Here is a 24,823-nt window from a genome sequence, read left to right on the forward strand (position 1 = left end):
GGTCAGACCCCCGAACGGTGCCACCACCATCCTCACTGTCAAGGGTGGCCGAAGGCCATCGCGAAGCGACGCGACGACGAAGGAGGAGCGCCCTTGACAGGCCGGCCCGACACGGAAGGACCATGGGACTGACGGGAAACCCCCCGCGCCCTCTCTGATTCCGCCCAACCCGGATCCCCTATCGCCCGCACCCCGCACCCCTCACACCGCCGCGTCCTCCGTTGGCCTACAGGCCGACGTCAACTCAGGCGATCCACCCCCACGATGCTTGAAGTTGCGTAAAACTCCCCGATACCTTGCAAGAACACGCACGAGAACACGCACGCATCCGTATCGGTGCCAGGGAGCCCCATGAGCCACGTCGCGTACGAGTTGAGCACTCAGCCCGAATGCTGGGAGCGGGCCGCGCAACTGGCCCCGGCGCGGCGCGCCGTGCTGCCGCGGCCCGCCGACCGTGTCGCGATCGTCGGGTGCGGGACCTCGTACTACATGGCCCAGGCGGCCGCCGTGTTGCGCGAGGAGGCCGGGCAGGGGGAGACCGACGCGTTCCCCGCCTCGGAGTTCCCGCGCCACCGCCGCTACGACCGGGTCGTCGCGCTCACCCGGTCCGGCACCACCACCGAGGTGCTCGACCTGCTGGCCGCGCTCCGCGAGACGGGTGTTCCCACGACCGCCGTCATCGGGGATCCCGCCACCCCGGTCATGACCCTCGCCGACGAGGTCGTCGTCCTCGACTTCGCCGACGAGCAGTCCGTCGTGCAGACCCGCTTCGCGACCACGGCCCTCACCCTCCTGCGCGCCCACCTCGGCCTGCACACCGCCTCCGTCGTTGCCGACGCCCGCACCGCTCTCGGCGAGCCGCTCCCCGCCGAGGCGGAGGGCCGGGGGCAGTTCACCTTCCTCGGCCGGGGCTGGAGCGTCGGGCTCGCCAACGAAGCGGCGTTGAAGATGCGCGAGGCCTCGCTGTCCTGGGCCGAGTCCTATCCGGCGATGGAGTACCGGCACGGGCCGATCAGCGTCTCCGGGCCCGGCACCGTCACCTGGTCCCTCGACGCCGCCCCCGACGGGCTCGCCGAACAGGTGCGCGCCACCGGCTCCCAGTGGGTGGCCGGGCGGCTCGACCCGCTCGCCGAGCTGGTCCGCGTGCACCGCCTCGCCCTCGCCGTCGCCGCGCACCAGCACCTCGATCCGGACGCGCCGCGCCACCTCACGCGCTCGGTGATCCTCACCGCCGGCGAGGAGGCGGTCCGATGAGCCTCGTTCCCGCAGGCCCGCTCGTCCTCGAAGCGGCCCGCGCGCGCCGCGCCGTCGCCGCCTTCAACATCATCACCCTGGAGCACGCCGAGGCCGTCGTCGCCGGGGCGGAGGCCGCCGGGCTGCCGGTCATCCTCCAACTCAGCGAGAACGCCGTGAAGTTCCGCGGCGGCCGACTGCTCCCCATCTCCCGGGCGGCCGCCGCCTGTGCGGAGGCCGCCACGGTCCCCGTCGGCCTGCACCTCGACCACGTCAAGAGCTCCGAACTGCTCCGCCAGGCCTGCGACGCGGGCTACAGCTCGGTGATGTACGACGCCGCGCAGCTGCCCTACGCCGAGAACCTGGAGGCGACCCGCTCCGCCGCCGACTGGGCCCACGCCAACGGGCTGTGGATCGAAGCCGAGTTGGGCGAGGTCGGGGGCAAGAACGGCGCCGCCCCGCTCGACCCGCACGCGCCCGGCGCCCGTACGGACCCCGACGAGGCGCGGCGGTTCGTTGCCGACTCCGGGGTCGACGCGCTGGCCGTCGCCATCGGCAGCAGCCACGCTATGACCACCCGTACCGCCTCCCTGGACCACGCGCTGCTCGCCCGGCTGGCGAAGAGCGTGGACGTGCCGCTCGTCCTGCACGGCTCCTCGGGCCTGCCGGACGGCGAACTCGCGGCGGCCGTCGCGGGCGGCATCCGCAAGGTCAACATCGGCACCGCGCTGAACGTGGCGATGACCGAAGCCATCCGCACCCACCTCACCCCGGCCGACCCCCGCCCGTACCTGACGGCCGCCCGTACGGCGATGACGGCGGCGGCCGCGGCTATGATCGGCGCCCTGAACTGACAGCAGGTGGGGGCGATCGTGGACGCGCAGCGGGGACACACCAACAGGCGGCGGTTCCTGCTGATAGCGGGCCTCCCGCTGCTGGCCGTCGGCGGCGGCCTGGCGTACGTCCTGTGGCCGGACCCGGCCCCCGGCCCGGAGCCGGACTGGCGCCGGGTCCGCACCGACCTGGAGCCGCTGAACAAGGAGTTCGCGCCGTACCTGGGCGAGCTGACCGACGCGCACTGGCTGGGCTACGACGTCGACGAGGCGAAATACGGCAACCGGAGCATCCCGAGCCCGGACTCCAGGATCCGCCTGGTCGGTGTCGCCCGCCTGGCTCCCGGCGGGGCGGCCTCGGTCGTCGGCGCCCCCGGCCGTACCTTCGCGGCCGCCGTGCCGTCGGAGTCGCCCACGCCGCTGGAGCCGTACCTGCCCGCTGACCCGGCCTGGCAGCGCAGCGCGGAGTTCGACGCGCATGCGAACAGCGAGACGTCGGACGGGCATCAGTCGGGCGAGTACCTCATCGACGTCGCGCGCGACCTCGTCTACTTCGACGTGCTCTACTTCACCACCTGAGGACGTCCGACGGGCGACGTCCGACGGGGCACGGGCAGCGGAATTCCCACTCAGCGGGAGGACGCCCACCGCGCCGTTGAAGGTGCGGTGCGGACCGTGTTTCGTCGTACGGCAGACCTGCCGAGCCGTACGACGGAAGGGCCCACCGCCGATGCCGACGCCGCAGCCGACCCCGACCCCGACCCCGACCCCGACCCCGACCCCGACCCCGCAGCCGTACCTCCCCACCCGCTTCGGGGTGTTCCTCGCCCCCTACCACCGGCCCGACCGCGATCCGGCGCTCCAGCTGCGCCGTGACCTCGACCTCGTCGGCGCGCTCGACCGGCTCGGGTACGAGGAGGTGTGGGCGGGGGAGCACCACTCGGCCGGGTACGAGATCATCGCCTCGCCCGAGCTGTTCCTCGCGGCGGCGGCCGAGCGGACCAGCCGGATCATGCTCGGGACGGGGGTCAACTCCCTCCCTTACCACCAGCCGCTCATCCTCGCCGACCGGATCTGCCAGCTCGACCAGCAGTCGCGCGGCCGGGCCATGCTGGGCGTCGGCCCGGGCCAACTGCCCTCCGACGCCTTCATGATGGGCGTCGACCCGCTGCGCTCGCGGGAGATGATGGCCGACTCGCTCGACGCCGTCATGCGGCTGCTGCGCGGGGAGACCGTGACGGCCGCCACCGACTGGTTCGCCCTGGAGGAGGCCAGGCTCCAGCTCGGCCCCTACCGGGGACGGGAGCTGGACGTGGCCGTCGCCTCGGCGGTGTCCCCCACCGGGGCGGTACTGGCCGGCCGGCACGGGACCGGCATGCTCTCGCTCGCCGCCGCCGACCCGGCGGGCTACGCCGCGCTCGACGCCAACTGGGCCGCGCACGAACGGGCCTGCGCCGAAGCCGGCCGGGACGCCGACCGGTCCGTCTGGCGGCTGGTCACTCCGGTCCACCTCGCCGAGACCCGCGAACAGGCCCTGCGCGAAGCGGAGTTCGGGACACCCGACCTCGTGGCCTACATCGAGGCGCTCGGCGGGACCCGGCTCGAGGGCTGCGGCACGGCGGCCGGCGCCGTCGAACGCTGGGTCACGGACGGACTGCCCACCTTCGGCCGGGCCGTCATCGGCACCGCCGAGGACGCGGTCGAGCGCATCGGACAACTGGCCGACAAGACGGGCGGCTTCGGCACCTTCCTGGTCCTCCAGCTCGACATCGCCGAGCCCGCCGCCGCCCTGCGCAGCCTCGAACTCTTCGCCGAGCGCGTCGTACCGCGCCTCACCGGGACCACCGACGCCCGCCGCGCCAGCCTCGATTGGGCGGGCCGGAACAGCGTGAGGTTCGTCGGGGCCATGCGCCGCTCCACCATGGAAGCCATCGCCCGCAAGGGAGAGGTCCGTTGAGGGCGGCCGTACTGGAGGGCGGGCGCTTCCTCGTTCGGGAGTACGCGGATCCCGTACCCGGGCCCGGTCAGGCCCTCGTGGACATCGAGGCCTGCGGGATCTGCGGCTCCGACCTGAGCGCGGTCGCCCACACCGAGGACTTTCTGCGGGCCTCCCGGGACAGCGGCACCACCAGCTTCCTCTTCGACCCGGGCCGTCCGCTGGTGATGGGCCACGAGTTCTCCGGCCGGGTCGTGGCCTACGGGCCCGGCGGGAGCGGACCCGAGCCCGGGACCGGGGTGGTCGGCCTGCCGTGGGCGGTCGACACCGGGGGAGTGGTGCGCACCGTCGGCTACAGCAATGCCTTCCCCGGCGGGTTCGGCGAGCGGATCGTCGTACAGGCGCAGGCGCTGCTGCCCGTACCGGACTCCCTGGACCTGGCGCTCGCTTCGCTGACCGAGCCCCTGGCCGTCGGCTTCGGCAACATCGCCCGCAGCACCGCCGGGGAGGGCACCTCGGCCGTGGTGATCGGCTGCGGCCCCGTCGGGCTGGGTGCCATAGCCGCCCTGCTGGAGCGCGGGGCCGGGCCCGTGGTGGCCTCCGATCCCTCCGCGCTGCGCCGCGCGGCGGCGGCCGGGCTGGGCGCGCACGCGGTGGTGAACCCCTCGGGCGCCGATCCGGCGGACGCGCGGGCCGCCGGACCGGCGGGCGCGGGCCCCGTGGACCCGGTGGCGCTCTGCGCCGAGCTCGCCGGGACCGGCGCGCGCCCCATGGTGGTCGTCAACTGCGTCGGCGTCCCCGGCATGCTCAACACGCTGCTGCACACGGTCCCGCGCGGCACGGAGATCCTGCAGATCGGCGGGGTGATGACCGAGGACGTGATCCGCCCCGTGGTCGGCATCTACAAGGACGTGACCATCCGGATGTGCCTCACCTACCCGCCTCAGGAGTTCGGCGCGACCCTGGCCCGGCTCGCCGACGGGCGCATCGACCCGGCCGCCCTGGTGACGGGCGAGGCCGGCTTCGGCGGCCTGGCCGCGGCCTTCGCCTCGCTGCGCCGCCCGGAGGAACACATCAAGGTGCTGATCAGGCCGGACCTCGCCGGCGAGGGCGTCACACCCGTGTGACCGGCGCGGTCGCGCGATCAGCGCGGTACGAGCCGGGCCCGGTGGCACTGGATCCCGTGCCACTCGGCCCGGTCCGGGCGGGCGCCCCGGGCGAGGGTCCGCGTGCCCTCGGCGACCGCGAGGGCGTGCTCGGTGAACAGGCAGAAGGCCACGAACCAGGTGGTCCGAGCGGGCTCGACGGTCTCGTCGTAGTACCAGTCGGCGGTGACGGCGCCGCCCCCGGCGGGGCCGGACAGGAAGGGGCGCTGCAGGAAGTCCTGTACGGGGAGCGGGAAGTTGCCGAGCACCCCCTGCGCCTCGGCCCCCAGGGCGAGCCGCACCACCGGGCCCCCCGGCGCGCCGGGGGCGGCGGCCCGCCCGTCCGGCGAGGGCTTTCCGTCGAAGGACCGGCTGTGCAGCGAGCCCGGCTCCAACCTGACCCGCTGCCCCCGGAACTCGGCCGTGCCGTCCCGCGGTTCCTGCCCGACCCGGCACAGCCCGCGATCCCCGATCACCACCGCGGAGGGCCGCCCGTCGGCATCCGGCCGGGCCCACCAGGTCAGGGGTCGGCCGGCCTTCTCCAGCAGCCGGGCCCGCACGTCCCCCGGCAGCAGCTCCCAGGCCTGGTGGCGGGCGGGGATCTCGGGGGAGACCGGGAGGGCTCCCGGCTCGTGGACCTGCGTCACCGCGACCTCGTGCTCGGGGTTCGCACTGTTCTCGATGCGCCGTGCGTCGTGGTCCACGTACGTCCCCCGGATCCTTCGCCTGCCGTGGCCCGGACGGCCGCGTCACAGCGCCGGCCGTCCGGCTGCCATTGTGCGTCAGGCCACCCGGATCCAGGGGAGGTACGTCAGATGCCGATGGCCCCGTCGATCCGCTCGCGGAGCAGGTCGGCGTGGCCGTTGTGGCGGGCGTACTCCTCGATCATGTGGATCAGGACCCAGCGCAGGGACACCTTCCCCCGCCAGGCGTCCTCCGCCTCGACGTCGAGGTCGGGCGCCTCGGCCGCGAAGCGTTCGGCGAAGGCCACTTCGTCGCGCCACGCCTCCCAGGCCTCGGCCACGGCCGCCGGGTCGGCGACGGCTCCGTCGAAGTCCCCGTCGCGGTCCTGTGCCGAGGAGAAGCGGGGCGGGGCGTCCTGACCGGCGAGGACCGCGCGGAACCAGCGCCGCTCCATATCGGCCAGGTGCCGCACCAGTCCGAGCAGGGAGAGCGTGGACGGTTCAACGGACCGTCGCGCCAACTCCTCGACCAGGCCTGCGCACTTCAGTTCCAGGGTCGCGCGGTGGTCCGCCAGGAAGGCGGCCAGCATGCGCCGTTCGTCGCCGGTCGCGGGGCCGGTGAATCGCTGGTCCCGCTCGGTTTCGATGAAGAATGCCGCTCTGCGCTGTGGGATCGTCATGATCGAGAGTATGGCCGCCGGGCCCGGACCGCCGGCACGCGGGTCCCGCCCGATCTCCGCCCCTTCCGAATTTTTGGAACTGGTTCTACTCTGACCGCCGCCACAGCGAACCGGCTGGACCGGCCGCGAGACTCCCGGAGGGGCCGTGCACCTCGAATACACGCCTGAGCAGCAGCAGTTGCGCACCGAACTGCGCGCCTACTTCGCCGAGCTGGTCCCGGAGGACGTCTACTCCCGCTACGAGGACCCGGCCGCCCAGAAGCGGTTCTACCGGGAGACCATCCGCCGGCTCGGCGCCGACGGCTGGCTCGGGGTCGGCTGGCCCAAGGAGTACGGCGGCCGCGGGATGACCCCGATGGACCAGTTCATCTTCTTCGACGAGGCCGCGCAGGCCGTCGTGCCGCTGCCGCTGATGGCGCTCAACACCGTCGGGCCGACCATCATGCAGTTCGGCACCGACGAGCAGAAGGCGTACTTCCTGCCGAAGATCCTCGCGGGCGAGATCGACTTCGCCATCGGCTACAGCGAGCCCGACGCCGGTACGGACCTCGCCGCGCTCAAGTGCAAGGCCGTCCGCGAGGGCGACGAGGAGACCGGCACCTACGTGGTCAACGGCCAGAAGATCTGGACCACCAACGGCGACACCGCCGACTGGGTCTGGCTCGCCGTCCGCACCGACCCGGACGCCCCCGCGCACAAGGGCATCACCATGCTCCTCGTGCCGACCTCGGACCCCGGCTACTCCTGCACCCTCATCAACACCCTCGCCTCGCACGACACCACCGCCAGCTACTACGAGGACATCCGCGTCCCCGCGAGCCGCCGCGTCGGCCAGGAGAACAAGGGCTGGCGGCTGATCACCAACCAGCTCAACCACGAGCGCGTCACCCTCGCCGCCCACGGCACCATGGCCATCCGGGCCCTCCACGACGTCCAGCGCTGGGCCGCCGAGACCAAACTCGCCGACGGCCGCCGCGTCATCGACCTCTCCTGGGTCCGCGGCCGCCTCGCCCGCACCCACGCCCGGCTCGACGCGATGAAGCTGCTCAACTGGCAGATGGTGAACGCCGTCCAGGAGGGCATCCTCACCCCCCAGGACGCCTCCGCCGTCAAGGTGTACGGATCCGAGGCGCGCAGGGACGCGTACGCCTGGCTGATGGAGGTCGTCGGCGCGGCCGGCTCCCTCAAGGACGGCTCGGCCGGCGCGGTCCTGCACGGCGAACTCGAGCGCGGCTACCGCAGCGCCGTGATCTTCACCTTCGGCGGCGGAAACAACGAGATCCAGCGCGAGATCATCTCCTGGATCGGCCTGGGCATGCCCCGCGTGCGCCGCTAGCGGTCCGTTCCGGTCCCCTGATCCGGGGGCGGGGCGAGGCGGGAGGCCAGGGGCCGCGCGGCGCCGGCAGGAGCGGGTTCAACTGCCGTTCACGCCACGCTCGCCGGGCCTCCCTAGCCTCCTTCTGTCCGTCACCCGACCGAGGGGAACCAGGTGTCCTTCACCGTATCCGTCCGCGCCGCCGCGCTGCCCGCCGCCGTCCTGGCCGTACTGGCCCTGCCGGCCGCGCCGGCCCACGCGGCGGCCGCATCCGTCACGGCGACCGTGGAGACCGCCCCGGTCTCGCACAGCGGTGACGCCGCCGACGACCCCGCGATCTGGGTCCACCCGACCGACCCCGCCAAGTCGGTGGTCGTCGGTACGGACAAGAAGGGCGCGCTGGAGGTCTACGACATGACCGGCGCCCGGATCCAGCGGATCAGCGGCGACTACGGCAACAACGTCGACCTGCGCGGCAACATCGTGGTCTCGGCGGACGACGAGGCCGCCGGCGGCAACGGCGCCATGCACATCTACCGCATCGACCCCGCGACCCGGCGGCTCACCTGGCTCAAGGACGTCCCCACCGAGGTCACCGCCCACGGCATCTGCCTCTACACCTCGCCGGCCTCCGGGAAGCTCTACGCCTTCCCCAACTCCACCTCCGGCCGCGTCGAGCAGTGGGAGCTCGCCGTCAACGGCGACGCGGTGTCCGCGACCTCCGTCCGCCTGTGGGACGCGGGCTCCGCGGTCGAGGGGTGCTACGCCGACGAGGCCACCGGCAAGCTCTACCTCGGCGAGGAGGACGTCGGCGTCTGGATCTACGGCGCCGAGCCGAACGCCGGCACCTCGCGCACCAAGCTCGACTCCACCGGCTCCGGCGGCCACATCACCGCCGACGCCGAGGGCATCACCGCCGCCGGCAACCGGATCTACGTCTCCTCCCAGGGCAGCAACGACTTCACCGTCTACGACCGCACCAGCCGCGCCTACCTCGGCCGCTTCTCCGTGTCGAACGGCACCGCGGCCGACGACTGCGAGGACACCGACGGCATCGACGCCAGCGCCGCCAACCTCGGCCCCGCCTTCCCGCAGGGCGTGTTCATCTGCCAGGACGGCTCCAACGGCGCCCCCGGCACCAGCGGCAACCAGAACTTCAAGTTCGTCCCGCTCCAGCGCATCACCGCCCAGTTCGGCTGACCGCCCCCGCGGCGCCGGCCCCGCGGCCGGCGCCGCCGCGTCCGCAGGGGCGCGCTCCTGACCTCCCGCGCGGCGGCCCTGGCCTACGCTGATCCCCAGCTACGAGCGGGAGGCGGGCCGTCGTGACCGACGAGGAGGAGCTGGCCGCGGCGCAGCGCGCGCACTGGCAGGCCACCTACGCCGCCCACCCCGGCATGTACGGCGAACTGCCCTCCGCCCCCGCGGTCCACGCGGCGGAGGTCTTCCGGGCGGCCGGAGCGGCGGACGTACTGGAACTCGGTGCCGGGCACGGCCGCGACGCCCTGTACTTCGCGCGCCTCGGGTTCACCGTCCGGGCCACCGACTTCAGCACCACCGGGCTGGAGCAGCTGCGCCGCGCCGCCCGGGACCAGGGCACCGCCGGTCGCGTGACCACCGGCATCCAGGACGTGCGCGAGCCGCTCGCGCTCCCCGACGCGTCGGTGGACGCCGTCTTCGCCCACATGCTGCTCTGCATGGCCCTGTCCACCCGGGAGGTCCACGCCCTGGTGGACGAGGTCCGCCGGGTGCTGCGGCCCGGCGGCACCTTCGTCTACACCGTGCGGCACACAGGAGATGCCCACTACGGCACCGGCATCGCGCACGGCGACGACATCCACGAGCACGGCGGCTTCGCCGTCCACTTCTTCCCCCGGCACCTGGTCGACGCCCTCGCCGAGGGCTGGCGCCTCGACGAGGTGCACGCCTTCGAGGAGGGGGAACTGCCCCGGCGCCTGTGGCGGGTCACGCAGACGCTGCCCGCGCCGCCGTCTCCGTACGAACCGCCGAGGGGCGCTGCGCGTTAAGGAAGCGTAAGTATTCGCTCGTTTCCGGGCAGGAATGTCCACGCTGCGTACGCTGGCCCAGCCGTCCATGTCGATGGCTGATTCCGTGCCGTACGACAGGAGCACCACGATGGCCACGCCGGCCACCCCTGCCCGCACTTCGCGCCTTCGCGCGTGGCTGCTGGAAGGTCTGACCGACCGCCCCAAGCACCAGGGACACACCGAGCACGAGGGGCGCCCGTGGTGGCGCGTCATGTGCCTGACCGGCCTGGACTACTTCTCCACGCTCGGCTACCAGCCGGGCATCGCCGCCCTCGCGGCGGGCCTGCTGTCTCCCGTCGCGACCATCGTGCTGGTGCTGCTCACCCTGTTCGGCGCGCTGCCCGTCTACCGGCGGGTGGCGGAGGAGAGCCCGCACGGCGAGGGCTCGATCGCGATGCTGGAGCGGCTGCTGTCGTTCTGGAAGGGCAAGCTGTTCGTCCTGACCCTGCTGGGCTTCGCGGCGACCGACTTCCTCATCACCATCACCCTGTCGGCGGCCGACGCGACCGCGCACCTGGTGGAGAACCCGCACCTGACGGGCACCCTGCACGGGCACGAGGTGCTGATCACGCTGATCATGATCGCGCTGCTGGGCGCGGTGTTCCTCAAGGGGTTCAGCGAGGCCATCGGTGTGGCCGTGGCGCTGGTGGCCTCGTACCTCGCGCTGAACGTCGTCGTCATCGCCGTCGGGATCTGGAAGGTGGTCTCCGAGCCGCACGTGATCGGTGACTGGTCCGAGGCGCTGACGGCCGAGCACGGCAATCCGTTCATGATGATCGCCATCGCGCTGATCGTGTTCCCCAAACTCGCCCTCGGCATGTCCGGTTTCGAAACCGGCGTCGCCGTCATGCCGCACGTCCAGGGCGAGGCGGACGACGCCCCGGACAAGCCCGCGGGCCGGATCCGGGGCACCAAGAAGCTGCTCACCACGGCCGCCGTGATCATGAGCGTCTTCCTCATCACCAGCAGCTTCATCACCACGCTGCTGATCCCGGCCGACGAGTTCAAGACGGGCGGCGAGGCCAACGGCCGCGCCCTCGCCTACCTCGCCCACGAGCACATAGGTTCCGCCTTCGGCACGGTCTACGACATATCCACCATCCTGATCCTCTGGTTCGCCGGCTCCTCGGCCATGGCCGGCCTGCTCAACCTGATGCCGCGCTACCTGCCCCGCTACGGCATGGCCCCGCACTGGGCGCGGGCGCTGCGCCCCATGGTCATCGTGTTCACGCTGATCGCCTTCCTGGTGACGTGGATCTTCAATGCCGACGTCGACGCGCAGGGCGGCGCCTACGCCACCGGTGTCCTCGTCCTGATCACCTCGGCCGCCGTCGCCGTCACCATCGCCGCCCGCAAGGCCGGCGAACGCGGCTGGACGATCGCCTTCGGGCTCATCTCCGCCGTCCTCGTCTACACGACCGCCGTCAACGTCGTGGAACGCCCCGACGGAGTGAAGATCGGCGCCTGCTTCATCGCCGGCATCATGGCCCTGTCCCTGCTCTCCCGCCTCGCGCGGGTCTTCGAGCTCCGCGTCACGCACGTCGAGCTGGACGACATGGCGCAGCGTTTCATCCGCGACACCTCCAACCGCACCATCCGGTTCATCGCCAACGAGCCCGGCAACCGGGACTCCGAGGAATACCGGCAGAAGAAACTGCAGATCCGCGCCGACAACGACATCCCGGCCGCGGACGACGTCATGTTCGTCGAGGTCACCGTCCTGGACGCGTCCGAGTTCGAATCCGGGATGCGCGTGCGCGGCGAAGTCCTGCACGGCCGCTACCGGGTCCTGACCCTGGAGAGCTCCAGCATCCCCAACGCGCTCGCCGCGCTGCTCCTCCACGTACGGGACGAGACCGGACAGCGGCCGCACATCTACTTCGAGTGGACGGAGGGCAACCCCATGGCCAACTTCCTCCGCTTCTTCCTCTTCGGGCAGGGCGAGGTCGCCCCCGTCACCCGCGAGGTCATCCGCGAGGCCGAACCCGACCGCAGCCGCCGCCCCCACGTCCACGCCGGCTGACGGCAAGCCCGGCCCGGCCGGGTCCCGCTCGGCTAGGCTGGAACCGCCGGGCGCCTGCGACAGGAGGTACGGGGATGGGGGACACCGAGACCGGACCCACCGGCCCCGACCCCGGGCTGTACGGTCCGTCGTCCGTCACCTGGCACTGCCACGGCGACCCGATGATGTGGATCGCCGGCGTCCGGGCCCTCTACCTCCAGGCCCTCCACCCGCGCGCCGTGCGCGGGGTGATGGAGAACTCGGCCTTCGAGCACGACGCCTGGGGCCGGCTGCTGCGCACCGCCGACTTCGTCGGCACCCTCACCTACGGCACCACCGAGGCCGCCGAGCACGCCGGGGCCCGCGTCCGCGCCATCCACCGCAAGCTGTCCGCCACCGATCCGGTCACCGGCGAGGAGTTCCCCGTGGACGACCCGGAGCTGCTGCTCTGGGTCCACTGCGCGCAGATCGACAGCTTCCTGCACGTCGTGCGCCGCTCCGGCATCCCCCTCACCCCCGCCCAGGCCGACCGCTACGTCGACGAGAACAGGGTGAACGCCCGCCTCGTCGGCCTCGATCCGGACGGCGTACCCGCCGACACCGGGGCCCTCGCCGCGTACTTCGAGGGGATCCGCCCCGAGCTCGCCGCGGGCCCCGACGCCCACGCCGTGTACGCGTTCCTGGAGGGCCCGCCGGTCCATCCCCTCCTCATACCTGGCCGAAACCTGCTGTGGCGCCCGCTCGCCGGCCTCGCGTACGGTTCCCTCCCCGGCTGGGCGCACCGGCTGTACGGGAGACCCGCACCGCCCCCGCGCGCGGTCACCCGGCGCCTGCGCCTCACCGGGCGCGTCCTGCGCAGCATTCCCGCAGGTCTACGCTGGAAGCTGCCGCCAGGTCACATCTTGAAAGCGATGCGTCGCATGGGCCCCGGGAGCCGCCCCTCGACGCACACGCTGCGCGCGGCAGCGGCCATACTGGACGGGCCTGGGAGGGCATCGCACGACGACGGGGGCGACTTCAAGACATGGCGGAGTCCAGACTGATCCAGGGCCGGTACCGGTCGCTCGACCTGATCGGGCGGGGCGGCATGGGCGAAGTTTGGCGTGCCCGGGACGAATCGCTGGGCCGCCAGGTCGCCGTGAAGTGCCTCAAGCCGATCGGTGCCGAGCAGGACGCCCACTTCACCCAGGTGCTGCGCGAGCGGTTCCGGCGCGAGGCGCGCGTGGCCGCGTCCCTCCAGCACCGGGGGGTCACCGTCGTCCACGACTTCGGCGACGACAGCGCCGCGGGCGGCTGCCTCTACCTGGTCATGGAACTCCTCGAAGGCCGCAACCTCAGCCAGCTCCTGGAGGAGAACGAGACCCGCCCGCTCCCCGTGGACGTGGTCGTCGACATCGCCGAGCAGATGGCCGCCGCCCTCGGCTACACGCACGACCAGGGCGTCGTCCACCGCGACCTGAAGCCCGCCAACATCATGCGGCTCACCGACGGCACCGTGAAGATCTGCGACTTCGGCATCGCCCGCCTCGCCCACGACATCGGCTTCACCGCCAAGCTCACCGGCGGCGGCATGGCCATGGGCACCCCCCACTACATGTCGCCGGAGCAGATCGCGGGCGGCGAGGTCGACCACCGCAGCGACCTCTACTCCCTCGGCTGCGTCCTGTACGAGATCGCCACCGGCGCCCCGCCCTTCGACCTCGGCGACTCCTGGTCGGTGCTGGTCGGCCACCGCGACACCGCGCCCGTACCGCCGCGCGAACACCGCCCCGAACTCCCGGCCTACTTCGAGGAGGTCGTCCTCGACCTCCTCGCCAAGCGCCCCGAGGAGCGGCCGGGCGACGCCCGCCACCTGCACCGCCGGCTCGTCGAGGCCCGCCTCGGGCCCGGCGGGCTGCCCGGCGCCCAGGCCCCGCTCCCGGTGTGGGCCCGCGGGATGACCGCCGGGCGCAAGGCCGGGACCGACGCGCGTCCCGCGAGCGGCGAATGGGCCGTGCTCACCGGCTCCTGGACGGCCGCACGCACCGGCGGCGAACACCCCGCCCCGGGCCCCGCCGTCCGCCGCCCCGAGCCCGCCGAGGACCCGCGGCTCACCGGTGCCTACGGCGTCGCGCGCATCCCCGGCCCGCGCGAGACCGACCCCGACGCGCTCACCGCCGGCCACACCCGCGCCTTCGCCCTCAGCCGCTCGGGCCACCCCGAGGAGGCCCTCGCCGCGTACACCGCCGTCGCCGAGGGCCGCTCCCGCGCGCTCGGCGCGGACCACCCCGACACCCTCGCCGCCCGCCAGGAGGCGGCGTACGAACTGGGCCGGCTCGGGCGTCACCAGGAAGCGCACGACCTCTACCGCGCGGTGATCGTCGCCCGCGAGCGCACCGTGGGACCGCGCCACCCCGACACCCTCCGCTGCCGCCACAACCTGGCCTGCGCCCTGGGCGCCCTCGGCCGGTTCGCGGACGCCCACGCCACCGCCGCCCTGGTCGCCGCCGACCGGGCGGCCGTCCTCGGCGCCGAGCACCCCGACACCCTGCTGACCCGCTACGAGGTGGCGTACGCGCTGGGCCGCCTGGACCGCTGGCCGGAGGCCCTGGAGGGCTTCCGCGAGGTCGCCGCCGTCCGGGAACAGGTCCTCGGCCGCGACCACCCCGACACCCTGGCCGCGCGCTACGAGGTCGGCATCGCCTTCGGCCGCACCGGCAACGCCGCCCAGGCCCTCGACCATTTCCGCGCCCTGGTCCGCGACCGCACCCGGGCCTACGGCGCCGCCGACCCCGAGACCCTGCGCGCCCGGCACGTCCTCGGCGTCAACCTGGGCCGGCTGGAGCGCTGGGAGGAGGCGGTGACCGAGGCCCGGCAGGTCGGAGCGGTACGGGCCGAGGTGCTAGGCCCCGAACACCCCGACACCCTCGTCAGCCGCCGGGAACTCGCCGTCGGCCTCGGCCGGCTGGGCCGCTGGGAGCAAGCGCTGCCCATCTACCGCGAGCTCTCCGGCATCCGCGAGCGCTCCCTGGGCGACGAGCACCCCGACACGGCGCTGGCCCACGCCGACGAGGCGTACTGCCTGGAGCAGCTCGGCCAGGTGTGCTACCAAGAGCCATGACGACCTTCGGGCGGGACGTATACGACGACGTGATCGTGGGCGGCGGACACAACGGCCTGGTGGCCGCCGCGTACCTGGCCAGAGCGGGCCGTGCGGTCCTCGTACTGGAACGGCTCGGGAACACCGGCGGCGCGGCCATCTCCACCCGGCCCTTCGCCGGCGTCGACGCCCGCCTCTCGCGCTACTCCTACCTCGTCTCCCTGCTCCCGCAGAAGATCGTGCGCGACCTGGACCTGCGGTTCGCCGTCCGCCGCCGCACCGTCTCCTCGTACACGCCGACCGAACGCGGCGGCCGGCCCGGCGGACTGCTCGTCGGCGGCGACGAGCAGCGCACCCGGGAGTCCTTCGCGCGGCTGACCGGCTCGGATCGGGAGTACGAGAACTGGCGCGCCTTCTACGGGACCACCGGGCACGTCGCCCGCACGGTGTTCCCGACCCTCACCGAGCCGCTGCCCACCCGCGAGGAGCTGCGCGCCCGGATCGACGACGAGGTGGCCTGGCGGATGATCTTCGAGGAGCCGCTCGGCCAAGCGGTGGAGCAGCACTTCACCGACGACCTGGTCCGCGGAGTGGTCCTGACGGACGGCCTGATCGGCACGTTCGCCGACGCCCACGACCCCTCGCTCGCGCAGAACCGCTGCTTCCTCTACCACGTCATCGGCGGCGGCACCGGAGACTGGGACGTGCCCGTCGGCGGCATGGGCGCCCTGACCGACGCCCTCGCCGCCGCCGCGCGGTCCGCCGGCGCGGAGATCGCCACCGGGCACGAGGTGCTGCGGATCGACACGGACGGCACCTCGCCGGCCGAGGTGGTGTTCCGTACGGCGACGGGCGAGGGGCGGGTCGTCGGCCGCACGGTGCTGGTGAACGCCTCGCCGCGGGCGCTGGCCGAACTCCTCGGCGAGACACCGCCGGAGCCGGCCCCCGAGGGCGCCCAGCTCAAGGTCAACATGCTGCTGCGCAGGCTGCCCCGGCTGCGGGACACCACCGTGGACCCGCGCGAGGCCTTCGGCGGCACCTTCCACATCGCCGAGGGGTACGGCGAGCTGGCCCGGGCCTACGCCGAGGCGGCATCCGGCGAGCTGCCCTCCGTACCGCCCTCGGAGATCTACTGCCACTCGCTGACCGACCCGACGATCCTCGGGCCGGAGCTGGTGGAACAGGGCTACCAGACGCTCACCCTCTTCGGCCTGCACACCCCGGCCCGGCTGTTCGAAAAGGACAACCAGCAGGCGCGCGAGGTCCTGCTCGCCGCCACCCTCGCCCAGCTCGACAGCCACCTGGCCGAACCGCTCACCGACTGCCTCGCCTTCGACGGCGACGGCCGCCCCTGCATCGAGGCGAAGACCCCGCTCGACTTGGAACGCGACCTGCGGCTGCCCGGCGGCCACATCTTCCACCGGGACCTGTCCTGGCCGTACGCGGGTACGGACGGCGGCCGGTGGGGCGTGGAGACCGCCCACCGCAACGTCCTGCTGTGCGGTGCGGGGGCGGTCCGCGGCGGCGGCGTCAGCGGCGTCCCGGGCCACAACGCGGCGATGGCCGTGCTGGGGCACTGAGCCGGCGCGGACGGCCCGCCGCCGTCGGCGCTGCCGCTACGAGACGGTGAAGTGGCAGACCACGGCGGTCGGGGAGGGGCTCGACAGGCCGTCCACGGTGCGGACGCGCAGCGGCTCGGTCGTGTAGGCGCTGTTCGTCGGGTCTCCCTCGACGGTCGTCACCGCCCCCGCCGTCCCGGCCTGTCCGGCGCCGAGGAGGACGGCCGCGACCAGCACGCCCACCGCCTCGCGCCAGGGTTTCGACATGCGCATTCCCCCACCTTTCGCGTGCACCCGGGTCCGAGCCCCGGGTGCGGCCCGAGATCGTCACGGGCCGCACCGAACTCTGCCAGAGGGGAGAGGCGCAGGTCGGGGACGTGCGGGGCTATGCGGCGGGGTGGACGGGCTCGATCACGACGATGGGGATCTCGCGGTCCGTCTTGGCCTGGTACTCGTCGTACGAGGGCCAGTGACGCAGCATCAGCGGCCAGTACGCGGCGCGTTCCTCGGCCGTGGCGGTGCGGGAGGTGCCCTGGAGGGTCTCGGGGCCGACCTGGATGCGGACCTCGGGGTGCTCGGCCAGGTTGCGGTACCAGAGCGGGTGCGCGGGGTCGCCGCCGTTGGAGGCGACGAGGAGGTAACGGCCCTCGTCCTCGCCGTAGATGAGGGGCGTCCGTACGGGATTGCCGGAGACCCGGCCCACGGTGGTGAGCAGCAGGGTCTGCGTGCCGTTCCAGTACTGGCCCTGCGCCCCGTTCGAGTGCACGTACTGCCTGACGTGGTCGAGCTGCCAGCTGCCGGGCTTCGGGTCGGTCGGGTTGTCCCAGTCGATGTCGGTCGTCACGGTGTTCAACCTGCCTTCGAGTTGAATGGTCAACGAACCTCAACAACGAACGCCAACGCCCGCGGACACGCGGTTATGCCGGGCGCGCGGGGTGTACGGGGTGTACGGGACGAGCGGGGAGCGCGGGGAGCCGGAAGCCGTTGACGATCTCGTCCATCGCCCGGTACGTGGCGAAGGCCGGCGTCGCGCGGACGGCGAGGTCCCGTACGGCGGCCGCGACGGGATGGGTGAGGGCGGCGACCCGGCCCATGCGGCGGGCCCGGACGCGGATGGCGTCGGTGCGGTCGCAGCGGGCCGCGCTGTAGGCGGCGAGAGCGGCCGGGAGGTCCTGGGAGTCCACCAGGTGGGCCAGGACGGCGGCGTCCTCGACGGCCTGGCAGCCGCCCTGGCCGAGGTTGGGGGTCATGGCGTGCGCGGCGTCGCCGAGCCAGGCGATGCGGCCGTGATGGAAGCGGGGCAGCGGGGCGGCCAGGTCGTACAGGTCGTGCTGGAGCACGGCGGCCGGGTCGATCCGCTCCAGCAGGGCGGGGATCGGGTCGTGCCAGCCGCCGTACCGGCGCAGGAGTTCGGCGAGCACGTCGGCCGGGCGCCGGCCCTCGGGGGTGACGGCGGTCGCGTAGACGTAGGTCCGGCCGTCGGCGAGCGGGACGGTGCCGAAGCGCTGCCCGCGCCCCCAGGTCTCGGCCGTGTCGACCGGGGCACCGTGTGCGGCGGCGGGCAGGACGGTGCGCCAGGCGGTCTCGCCGCTGTAGTGCAGCCCGGGGTGGTCCGGGAAGTACTGGCGGCGGAGCGGGCTGTGGATGCCGTCGGCGGCGAGGACGAGGTCGGCTCCGAGGTCGCCCGCGTCCGTACGGACCACCGGCCGGCCGGCCGGGTCGTCCACGGCGGTGACCGGGGTGGCGTACCGGATCGCGCCGTCGGGGAGTTCGGCGGCCAGGGCGTCGGCGAGGGCCGAGCGGTGCAGGGCGAGCGGCGGCCGGCCGTACCGGGTGGTGAGTGCGGCGGTGTCGGCGCGGCTGAGCCAGCCGCCGTCCGGGCGCCGCAGCCCCATCGCGGCGGGGGCGGCCCGTCCCGCGGCGCGGGTGGCGTCGAACCCGATGGTGTCGAAGGCGCGCAGGGCGTTGGGGGCGAGGACGATCCCGGCACCGACGGCGGTGGGCCCGGGGGCCCGCTCGCACACGGTGACCCGCCAGCCGCGCCGGTGCAGGGCCACCGCCGCGGTGAGCCCGCCGATCCCCGCGCCCGCCACGACCGCATGGCGTCGAAGTGCCGACATGAGGAGTCCTCCCCTTCTCCATTCGACCTCTACATCCGTAGAGGTTGATGCCCTCACTCTACAGCTGTAGAGTGAGGGCATGTCAACGGATCGCAGAACCTTGATCGCCGACACCGCGATCGGCCTCGTCGCCGCCGCCGGCCTCCGTGGGCTCACCCACCGGGCGGTCGACGGCGCGGCGCGGCTGCCGGCGGGCAGCACCTCGTACTACTTCCGTACGAGGACGGCCCTGATCGGTGCCTGCTACGAGCGGCTCGCGGAACTGGACCTCGGCGACCTCGACGGTGACGGCCCGCCCGCCGCTCCGTTCTCCGGCCGGGACGCGGCCGCGGAGGCGCTCGCAGGACTGCTGCTGCGGTGGCTGACGGTGGGGCGCGAACGTCAGCTGGCCCGTTTCGAACTCAGCCTGGAAGCCGCCCGCAGCCCCGAACTGGAGGCCGACCTCCACCGGGCGGGCCAGGGCTCCCGGGCCCGCGCGGCCGCGATCCTCGCCGCACTCGGGTCCGACCGCCCCGAGGAGGCCGCCGAACTGCTGGCCGCCTGGACGGACGGGCTCCTCTACGACCGGCTCGCGGGAGCCCTCGCGCGCTCCCGCCCGGCCCCGGACCCGGCCGAACTGGCCTCCGTGGCCCGCCGCATGATCGACGCGGCACTCGCGCACCCGCCCCGGTAGGCGCCGGCCTGGCTCCGGCTGCGGCGGTACCTCCGGCAGGATGCCTAGCGTTGCTAGGATGTCGGCATGTCCGCCATCAAAGAGCGCCGTGAACGCGAACGCGCGCAACGCCATCAGCTGATCATCACGGCAGCCCGCGAACTCGCCGAGGCCGAGGGCTGGGAGGCGGTGACGACGCGGAGGCTCGCCGAGCGGGTCGAGTACAGCCAGCCCGTGCTCTACAGCCACTTCAGCGGCAAGGACGCCATCGTCCGGGCCGTCGCGCTCGACGGCTTCGTCGAACTCGCCGCCCAGCTGCGCCGAGCCCGGCCGGCCGACCCCGGGGGACCCCGGGCCCTGCGCGCCGTCTGCGGCGCCTACCTGGAGTTCGCGGCCGAGCGGCCCGCCCTCTACCAGGCCATGTTCGTCATGCCGACCGACGTGAAGTTCGCGCACGCCGAGACGCCGGCCCCGCTGAAGGCCTGCTTCGACGAGTTCGTCAGCTGCTTCCGCCCGGACAACGCGCGACGCGAACTGTCCGCCGAAGTCACCTGGAGCGCGTTGCACGGCATCGCCACCCTGGCGGCCGGCGGCCGCATTCCCCCGGACATGCAGGAGGAGCGGCTCGACTTCCTCGTCGCGCAGCTCGCCGACACCCCGAGCTGACCTGCGCGGCCCGCGACGGCCCGGGCGGAACCTAGTCGCCGGACCGGGTCCAGCCGATGGGGTCGAGGCGGGCCATGTCGGACGGGCGGTCCTCGGCGAAGAGCAGGCGGGCCGGCTCCGAGACGCGGATGACGTCCACGTAGATGCCGCGCCCGACGTAGCGGCCGGTCGCGGAGTGGCGGAAGCGGAGGTGGACCTCACGGTCGGCCCAGGTCGCGCCGAGGGGGGCTTCGAGGCGGTGCCAGATACGGCCCGACCAGCCTGATACGGAGCCGCGGGGCCAGTTCTCGGGGGCGCCGCCCGTGGAGCGCACGGTGGTGAACGGGAGCGGCTCCCAGTGCTCCCCGTCGGGCGAGGCCTCCAGGTGGAGCGCGCCTTCGCCCGGAACGGTGTCCCACCACACGGCGCAGCGCACGCGGGCCGATGCCGTGGCCGGGGTGAGCGGCGGCAGGGTGAGGGTGCCCGAGGCGCCCGGCTGGGTTCCGGAGAACCAGGCCGCGCCGCCGTGTTTCGTACGGACCGGGACGGCGCGGGCGAAGCGGTTGCCGACGGCGACCCGGGGGGCGCTGCCGGCCCGCCAGGTGCGGACGGGGTGGACCGAGTTGCCGAGCAGGATCAGGAAGGAGTCCGTGGAGGGATCCAGGACGAGGGAGGTGCCGGTGAAGCCGGTGTGGCCGGCGGAGTGCGGGGTGGCCATCGCGCCCATGTACCAGTGCTGGTAGAGCTCGAAGCCCAGGCCGTGGTCGTCCCCGGGGAAGGCCGTGTTGTAGTCGGTGAAGAGCAGTTCGACGGAGGCGGGGCGCAGGATGCGCCGGCCGGCGTAGACCCCGCCGTCGAGGAGGGCGCGGGCGAGGACGGCCAGGTCCCAGGCGGTGCCGAACACCCCGGCGTGGCCGGCGACTCCGCCGAGCGCGTGCGCGTTCTCGTCGTGCACCTCGCCCCAGACCAGCCCTCGGTCCAGGCCGGACCAGGGCGGCCGCTGCACCTCGGTGGCGGCGGTGACCCGGCGCCAGGAGAGCGGCGGGTTGTAGCGAGTGCGGTGCATCCCGAGCGGAGCGGTGATCTCGTCGTGGAGCAGGACATCCAAGGTGCGACCGGTGATCCGTTCCAAGAGCAGCTGGAGCGTGACCAGGTTCAGGTCGGAGTACCGGTAGACGGTGCCGGGAGTCTCCTGCGGCCGGACCGACCAGAGGAGGCGCAACTGCCCTTCGCGGGTGGACTGCTGGTAGAAGGGCGCCCACGAGCGCAATCCCGAGGTGTGGGTGAGCAGCTGGCGGACCGTGATCGTCTCTTTGCCGCCACCCGTGAACTCGGAGAGGTACCGCCGCACCGGAGCCTCCAGCTCCAGGCGGCCCCGCTCCATCTGCTGCACGGCCAGGACCGACGTGAACAGCTTCGTCAGCGAGGCCAGGTCGAAGACGGTGTCCTCGGCCATCGCGATCCGCTCGGCCGCCGGGAACTCCCGCACCCGGTCGGTCCGCCCGTCGTAGTCCGCGTACCGTACGGCATCGCCCATCGCGCGGTGCAGCGCGATCGTGCGACCCCGGCCCGCGAGGACCACGGCCCCGGCGTAGTAGGGGTGTTCGGGGGAGGGGCCGAGGAAGCGCCGCGCCTCCTCCGCCACGCCGTCGAGGTGCCGCTCCACCAGTCCGGCCTGGCGCGCGGAGCCGTAGCGCAGGCGCAGCCCCTGGAGTGCGCGGCGCTCGGCCGGGTTCCCGGATGCTGCCGCGCCGGAGCCGGGCAGTGCGGCGTGCAGGACGAGCACCCCGCCGAGCGCGAGCAGCCGCGCGCCGAGCCGGCGGCGCGTCAGCCCGCCTCCCGCTGGTTCGGGCTTGCCTCCCGCTGCCGTGGCCCCGCCTCCCGCCTTGCCTGCTGCCATGTCCGCCTCCCGTCTCCTGCCCGTGCCTGCCTGCGGCGCCGTTTCCCGGGGCTCCGCCCCAGACCCCGCGCCTCAAACGCCGGCGAGGCTGATGTGGCCGGGTGCGCCCGCGTCGCTGCTCCGGTGCGGGACCCGCCCGTGGCTGCGGGCCGCGGCCCTGAACCGTGCCGAGCGCGCCGCAGGCGCCCCGCACGCTAGTGGGTATCTGCCCCGCCGTCGCGCACCCTCCGCACTGACCGGCCCGTAAAGAATCTGACACTGCATCAGAAAATCTCTTCCCTCGGCCGCCGGGCTGCGGCATCCTGCCGCCCATGGAGACGGAGCTGAGCAAGAAACTGGGAGTCGAGCACGCCATCTTCGGCTTCACGCCCTTCCCGGCGGTCGCCGCTGCCATCACCCGCGCGGGCGGGTTCGGCGTACTCGGAGCGGTCCGCTACACCGCTCCCGACGACCTCAAACGCGACCTCGACTGGATGCAGGCGCACACCGACGGCAAGCCCTACGGCCTGGACGTCGTCATGCCCGCCAAGAAGGCGGTCGACGGCATCAGCGAAGCCGACATCGAGGCGATGATCCCCGCCGAGCACCGCGCTTTCGTCCGTGACACCCTCGCCAAGCACCACGTCCCCGAGCTCGCCGAGGGCGAGGCCTCCGGCTGGCGGATCACCGGCTGGATGGAGCAGGTCGCCCGCAACCAGCTCGACGTCGCCTTCGACTACCCCATCAAACTCCTGGCGAACGCCCTCGGTTCCCCGCCCGCCGACGTCATCGCGCGCGCCCATGACCACGGCGTCCTCGTCGCCGCCCTCGCCGGCAGCGCCAAGCACGCCCGCCGCCACGCCGAGGCCGGCATCGACATCGTCGTCGCCCAGGGCTACGAGGCCGGCGGCCATACCGGCGACATCGCGACCATGGTCCTGGTCCCCGAGATCGCCGAGGCCGTCGCCCCGCTCCCGGTCCTCGCCGCCGGCGGCATCGGCAGCGGCGAGCAGATCGCCGCCGGACTCGCCCTCGGCGCCCAGGGCGCCTGGCTCGGCTCCCTCTGGCTCACCACCACCGAGGCCGACCTGCACTCCCGCGCCCTCACCGAGAAGCTGCTCGCCGCCGGCTCCGGCGACACCGTCCGCTCCCGCGCCCTCACCGGCAAGCCCGCGCGCCAGCTGCGCACCGAATGGACCGACGCCTGGGACGACCCGGAGGGCCCGGGCGCGCTTCCGATGCCGCTCCAGGGCCTGCTCGTCGCCGAGGCCGTCTCCCGGATCCAGAAGTACGAGATCCAGCCGCTGCTCGGCACCCCCGTGGGCCAGATCGTCGGCCGGATGAACGAAGAGCGCAGCGTCCAGGCCGTCTTCGACGACCTGACGAGCGGCTTCGAACGAGCCATCGACCGCATCAACCGCATCGCCGGCCGAGTCCGAGAGGCGTGAGCAGTGTGAGCAGCGTGACCGAACAGCCCCCCAACGGCTTCTGGGCCCAGGCCGCCGCCGACCCCGGGCGCACCGTCCTCGTCACCCCCGAGGGCGAGGAATGGACCGCCGGCCGGCTGCACGCGGACGTCAACCGCCTCGTCCATGGCCTGCGCGCCGCCGGTCTGGAGCAGGGCGACGTGTTCGCCGTGGTGCTCCCCAACGGCGTCGAGTTCCTCACCGCCTACCTCGCCGCCGCCCAGGCCGGGTTCTACCTCGTCCCCGTCAACCACCACCTCGTCGGCCCCGAGATCGCCTGGATCGTCTCCGACTCCGGCGCCAAGGTCCTCCTCGCCCACGAGCGGTTCGCCGACGCCGCCACCGCCGCGGCCGACGAGGCCGCACTGCCCGCGAGCCACCGCTACGCCGTCGGAGCCGTCCCGGGCTTCCGCCCGTACGCCGAACTCCTGGACGGGCAGCCCGGCACGCCCCCCGAGGGCCGCACCCTCGGCTGGGTCATGAACTACACCTCCGGCACCACCGGCCGCCCCCGGGGCATCCGCCGCCCGCTGCCCGGCAAGCTCCCCGAGGAGACCTACCTCGGCGGCTTCCTCGGCATCTTCGGCATCCGCCCCTTCGACGGCAACGTCCACCTGGTCTGCTCGCCGCTCTACCACACGGCGGTGCTCCAGTTCGCGGGCGCAGCCCTGCACATCGGGCACCCGCTGGTCCTGATGGACAAGTGGACCCCCGAGGAGATGCTCCGCCTGATCGACCGACGTGCCTGCACGCACACCCACATGGTCCCGACCCAGTTCCACCGGCTCCTCGCACTCCCGCAGGACACGAAGGACGCGTACGACGTCTCCTCGATGCGGCACGCCATCCACGGCGCCGCGCCCTGCCCCGACCACGTCAAGCGGGCGATGATCGACTGGTGGGGCAGCTGCGTGGAGGAGTACTACGCGGCCAGCGAGGGCGGCGGCGCCTTCGCGACCGCCGAGGACTGGCTGAAGAAGCCCGGAACCGTCGGCAAGGCCTGGCCGATCAGCGAACTCGCCATCTTCGATGACGACGGCAACCGGCTGCCGCCCGGCGAACTGGGCACCGTCTACATGCAGATGAAGACCGGCGGCTTCAGCTACCACAAGGACGAGGGCAAGACGAAGAAGAACCGCATCGGCGACTTCTTCACCGTCGGCGACCTCGGCCTGATGGACGAGGAGGGGTACCTCTTCCTCCGCGACCGCAAGATCGACATGATCATCTCGGGCGGGGTCAACATCTACCCGGCCGAGATCGAGTCCGCCCTGCTCACCCACCCGGCGGTCGCGGACGCCGCCGCCTTCGGCATCCCGCACGCCGACTGGGGCGAGGAGGTCAAGGCCGTCATCGAACCGGCCGAGGGCTTCGAGGCGGGCGACGCGCTGGCCGCGGAGATCCTGCACCACTGCGAACGGCAGCTCGCCGGCTACAAGCGCCCCAAGACCGTCGACTTCATCGGGACGATGCCCCGCGACCCCAACGGCAAGCTGTACAAGAGGCGGCTGCGCGACCCGTACTGGGAGGGCCACGAGCGCGCCATGTGAC

General features: G+C 73.3%; 22 protein-coding genes. 16 read left to right on the forward strand and 6 right to left on the reverse strand.

Translation table 11 applies throughout. The features are described from left to right. Nucleotides 1–351 precede the first annotated feature (351 nt). The 5 genes from AB0O21_RS37425 to AB0O21_RS37445 all read left to right on the forward strand — a co-directional run bounded on the left by AB0O21_RS37425 (nucleotide 352) and on the right by AB0O21_RS37445 (nucleotide 5,129). Nucleotides 352–1,254: an SIS domain-containing protein gene (locus AB0O21_RS37425; RefSeq protein WP_365179450.1), complete on the forward strand. Its 903-nt coding sequence runs from the start codon at nucleotides 352–354 to the stop codon at nucleotides 1,252–1,254. Further along, the gene (locus tag AB0O21_RS37430) at nucleotides 1,251–2,087 is read left to right on the forward strand and encodes a class II fructose-bisphosphate aldolase (protein ID WP_365179453.1); all 837 of its coding nucleotides are present in this window, start codon (nucleotides 1,251–1,253) and stop codon (nucleotides 2,085–2,087) included. Before AB0O21_RS37425 ends, AB0O21_RS37430 begins: the two co-directional genes overlap by 4 nt. A gap of 18 nt (nucleotides 2,088–2,105) precedes the next feature. Continuing rightward, nucleotides 2,106–2,645, forward strand: coding sequence for a hypothetical protein (locus AB0O21_RS37435; protein WP_365179456.1), 540 nt, complete (start codon nucleotides 2,106–2,108; stop codon nucleotides 2,643–2,645). A gap of 151 nt (nucleotides 2,646–2,796) precedes the next feature. Then, nucleotides 2,797–4,023: an LLM class flavin-dependent oxidoreductase gene (locus tag AB0O21_RS37440; RefSeq protein WP_365179459.1), complete on the forward strand. Its 1,227-nt coding sequence runs from the start codon at nucleotides 2,797–2,799 to the stop codon at nucleotides 4,021–4,023. Then, complete coding sequence (locus AB0O21_RS37445; RefSeq protein WP_365179462.1) at nucleotides 4,020–5,129, forward strand: zinc-binding dehydrogenase; 1,110 nt, start codon at nucleotides 4,020–4,022, stop codon at nucleotides 5,127–5,129. The genes AB0O21_RS37440 and AB0O21_RS37445 overlap by 4 nt, the downstream gene beginning before the upstream one ends. A 17-nt stretch (nucleotides 5,130–5,146) precedes the next feature. Here AB0O21_RS37445 and AB0O21_RS37450 read toward each other — a convergent pair whose 3' ends face one another. Then, nucleotides 5,147–5,851 carry a hypothetical protein gene (locus tag AB0O21_RS37450; RefSeq protein WP_365179465.1) on the reverse strand — a complete coding sequence of 235 codons (705 nt, stop codon included), beginning with the start codon at nucleotides 5,849–5,851 and terminating at the stop codon, nucleotides 5,147–5,149. 107 nt (nucleotides 5,852–5,958) lie between these two features. Further along, nucleotides 5,959–6,510, reverse strand: a complete 552-nt coding sequence (locus tag AB0O21_RS37455) for a DinB family protein (RefSeq protein WP_365179468.1) — start codon at nucleotides 6,508–6,510, stop codon at nucleotides 5,959–5,961. Nucleotides 6,511–6,655: 145 nt separating this feature from the next. Between AB0O21_RS37455 and AB0O21_RS37460 the strand changes: the two genes are divergently transcribed. The 7 genes from AB0O21_RS37460 to AB0O21_RS37490 all read left to right on the forward strand — a co-directional run bounded on the left by AB0O21_RS37460 (nucleotide 6,656) and on the right by AB0O21_RS37490 (nucleotide 16,531). Next, nucleotides 6,656–7,846: an acyl-CoA dehydrogenase family protein gene (locus AB0O21_RS37460; protein WP_365179471.1), complete on the forward strand. Its 1,191-nt coding sequence runs from the start codon at nucleotides 6,656–6,658 to the stop codon at nucleotides 7,844–7,846. A 153-nt stretch (nucleotides 7,847–7,999) separates the two neighbouring features. Then, entirely contained in the window at nucleotides 8,000–9,025 is a 1,026-nt protein-coding gene (locus tag AB0O21_RS37465; RefSeq protein WP_365179474.1) for a phytase, read from the forward strand. 122 nt (nucleotides 9,026–9,147) lie between these two features. Next, the gene (locus tag AB0O21_RS37470; RefSeq protein ID WP_365179477.1) at nucleotides 9,148–9,849 is read left to right on the forward strand and encodes a class I SAM-dependent methyltransferase; all 702 of its coding nucleotides are present in this window, start codon (nucleotides 9,148–9,150) and stop codon (nucleotides 9,847–9,849) included. Nucleotides 9,850–9,958: 109 nt separating this feature from the next. Then, the gene (locus AB0O21_RS37475; RefSeq protein WP_365179525.1) at nucleotides 9,959–11,893 is read left to right on the forward strand and encodes an amino acid transporter; all 1,935 of its coding nucleotides are present in this window, start codon (nucleotides 9,959–9,961) and stop codon (nucleotides 11,891–11,893) included. A 74-nt stretch (nucleotides 11,894–11,967) separates the two neighbouring features. Next, on the forward strand, nucleotides 11,968–12,915 hold the full coding sequence (locus tag AB0O21_RS37480) for an oxygenase MpaB family protein (protein ID WP_365179480.1): 948 nt from the start codon (nucleotides 11,968–11,970) through the stop codon (nucleotides 12,913–12,915). Then, nucleotides 12,897–14,972 carry a serine/threonine-protein kinase gene (locus AB0O21_RS37485; RefSeq protein ID WP_365179483.1) on the forward strand — a complete coding sequence of 692 codons (2,076 nt, stop codon included), beginning with the start codon at nucleotides 12,897–12,899 and terminating at the stop codon, nucleotides 14,970–14,972. Before AB0O21_RS37480 ends, AB0O21_RS37485 begins: the two co-directional genes overlap by 19 nt. Further along, the gene (locus AB0O21_RS37490) at nucleotides 14,969–16,531 is read left to right on the forward strand and encodes an NAD(P)/FAD-dependent oxidoreductase (RefSeq protein ID WP_365179486.1); all 1,563 of its coding nucleotides are present in this window, start codon (nucleotides 14,969–14,971) and stop codon (nucleotides 16,529–16,531) included. The genes AB0O21_RS37485 and AB0O21_RS37490 overlap by 4 nt, the downstream gene beginning before the upstream one ends. 36 nt (nucleotides 16,532–16,567) lie before the next feature. Here the strand turns inward: AB0O21_RS37490 and AB0O21_RS37495 are convergent, their stop codons facing one another. The 3 genes from AB0O21_RS37495 to AB0O21_RS37505 all read right to left on the reverse strand — a co-directional run bounded on the left by AB0O21_RS37495 (nucleotide 16,568) and on the right by AB0O21_RS37505 (nucleotide 18,630). After that, complete coding sequence (locus AB0O21_RS37495) at nucleotides 16,568–16,777, reverse strand: hypothetical protein (RefSeq protein ID WP_365179489.1); 210 nt, start codon at nucleotides 16,775–16,777, stop codon at nucleotides 16,568–16,570. Nucleotides 16,778–16,895: 118 nt separating this feature from the next. Beyond that, on the reverse strand, nucleotides 16,896–17,354 hold the full coding sequence (locus AB0O21_RS37500; protein ID WP_365179492.1) for a nitroreductase family deazaflavin-dependent oxidoreductase: 459 nt from the start codon (nucleotides 17,352–17,354) through the stop codon (nucleotides 16,896–16,898). 73 nt (nucleotides 17,355–17,427) lie between these two features. Further along, nucleotides 17,428–18,630, reverse strand: a complete 1,203-nt coding sequence (locus AB0O21_RS37505; RefSeq protein WP_365179495.1) for an FAD-dependent monooxygenase — start codon at nucleotides 18,628–18,630, stop codon at nucleotides 17,428–17,430. 79 nt (nucleotides 18,631–18,709) lie between these two features. Between AB0O21_RS37505 and AB0O21_RS37510 the strand changes: the two genes are divergently transcribed. Continuing rightward, nucleotides 18,710–19,303 carry a TetR family transcriptional regulator gene (locus AB0O21_RS37510; RefSeq protein WP_365179498.1) on the forward strand — a complete coding sequence of 198 codons (594 nt, stop codon included), beginning with the start codon at nucleotides 18,710–18,712 and terminating at the stop codon, nucleotides 19,301–19,303. A gap of 66 nt (nucleotides 19,304–19,369) precedes the next feature. Further along, the gene (locus AB0O21_RS37515) at nucleotides 19,370–19,948 is read left to right on the forward strand and encodes a TetR/AcrR family transcriptional regulator (RefSeq protein ID WP_365179501.1); all 579 of its coding nucleotides are present in this window, start codon (nucleotides 19,370–19,372) and stop codon (nucleotides 19,946–19,948) included. Between the two features lie 31 nt (nucleotides 19,949–19,979). Here AB0O21_RS37515 and AB0O21_RS37520 read toward each other — a convergent pair whose 3' ends face one another. Further along, complete coding sequence (locus AB0O21_RS37520; RefSeq protein WP_365179504.1) at nucleotides 19,980–21,827, reverse strand: serine hydrolase domain-containing protein; 1,848 nt, start codon at nucleotides 21,825–21,827, stop codon at nucleotides 19,980–19,982. A 311-nt stretch (nucleotides 21,828–22,138) separates the two neighbouring features. On the opposite strand from AB0O21_RS37520, the gene AB0O21_RS37525 reads away from it, so the two are divergent. Both AB0O21_RS37525 and AB0O21_RS37530 read left to right on the forward strand, forming a co-directional pair. Further along, on the forward strand, nucleotides 22,139–23,254 hold the full coding sequence (locus tag AB0O21_RS37525) for a nitronate monooxygenase family protein (RefSeq protein ID WP_365179507.1): 1,116 nt from the start codon (nucleotides 22,139–22,141) through the stop codon (nucleotides 23,252–23,254). A gap of 14 nt (nucleotides 23,255–23,268) precedes the next feature. Beyond that, entirely contained in the window at nucleotides 23,269–24,822 is a 1,554-nt protein-coding gene (locus AB0O21_RS37530; RefSeq protein WP_365179510.1) for an acyl-CoA synthetase, read from the forward strand. Nucleotide 24,823 lies beyond the last annotated feature (1 nt).

Origin of the sequence: Streptomyces sp. NPDC091371 (assembly GCF_040684275.1) — a bacterium.
Taxonomy (GTDB): domain Bacteria; phylum Actinomycetota; class Actinomycetes; order Streptomycetales; family Streptomycetaceae; genus Streptomyces.

Excerpts from the sequence above, each read along its gene's own strand:
- AB0O21_RS37425 (WP_365179450.1), top strand. The coding sequence starts at position 352 with ATGAGCCACGTCGCGTACGAGTTGAGCACTCAGCCCGAATGCTGGGAG.
- AB0O21_RS37430 (WP_365179453.1), top strand. The coding sequence starts at position 1,251 with ATGAGCCTCGTTCCCGCAGGCCCGCTCGTCCTCGAAGCGGCCCGCGCG.
- AB0O21_RS37440 (WP_365179459.1), top strand. The coding sequence starts at position 2,797 with ATGCCGACGCCGCAGCCGACCCCGACCCCGACCCCGACCCCGACCCCG.
- AB0O21_RS37455 (WP_365179468.1), bottom strand. The coding sequence starts at position 6,510 with ATGACGATCCCACAGCGCAGAGCGGCATTCTTCATCGAAACCGAGCGG.
- AB0O21_RS37475 (WP_365179525.1), top strand. The coding sequence starts at position 9,959 with ATGGCCACGCCGGCCACCCCTGCCCGCACTTCGCGCCTTCGCGCGTGG.
- AB0O21_RS37480 (WP_365179480.1), top strand. The coding sequence starts at position 11,968 with ATGGGGGACACCGAGACCGGACCCACCGGCCCCGACCCCGGGCTGTAC.
- AB0O21_RS37485 (WP_365179483.1), top strand. The coding sequence starts at position 12,897 with ATGGCGGAGTCCAGACTGATCCAGGGCCGGTACCGGTCGCTCGACCTG.
- AB0O21_RS37490 (WP_365179486.1), top strand. The coding sequence starts at position 14,969 with ATGACGACCTTCGGGCGGGACGTATACGACGACGTGATCGTGGGCGGC.
- AB0O21_RS37495 (WP_365179489.1), bottom strand. The coding sequence starts at position 16,777 with ATGTCGAAACCCTGGCGCGAGGCGGTGGGCGTGCTGGTCGCGGCCGTC.
- AB0O21_RS37505 (WP_365179495.1), bottom strand. The coding sequence starts at position 18,630 with ATGTCGGCACTTCGACGCCATGCGGTCGTGGCGGGCGCGGGGATCGGC.
- AB0O21_RS37510 (WP_365179498.1), top strand. The coding sequence starts at position 18,710 with ATGTCAACGGATCGCAGAACCTTGATCGCCGACACCGCGATCGGCCTC.
- AB0O21_RS37515 (WP_365179501.1), top strand. The coding sequence starts at position 19,370 with ATGTCCGCCATCAAAGAGCGCCGTGAACGCGAACGCGCGCAACGCCAT.
- AB0O21_RS37520 (WP_365179504.1), bottom strand. The coding sequence starts at position 21,827 with ATGGCAGCAGGCAAGGCGGGAGGCGGGGCCACGGCAGCGGGAGGCAAG.
- AB0O21_RS37525 (WP_365179507.1), top strand. The coding sequence starts at position 22,139 with ATGGAGACGGAGCTGAGCAAGAAACTGGGAGTCGAGCACGCCATCTTC.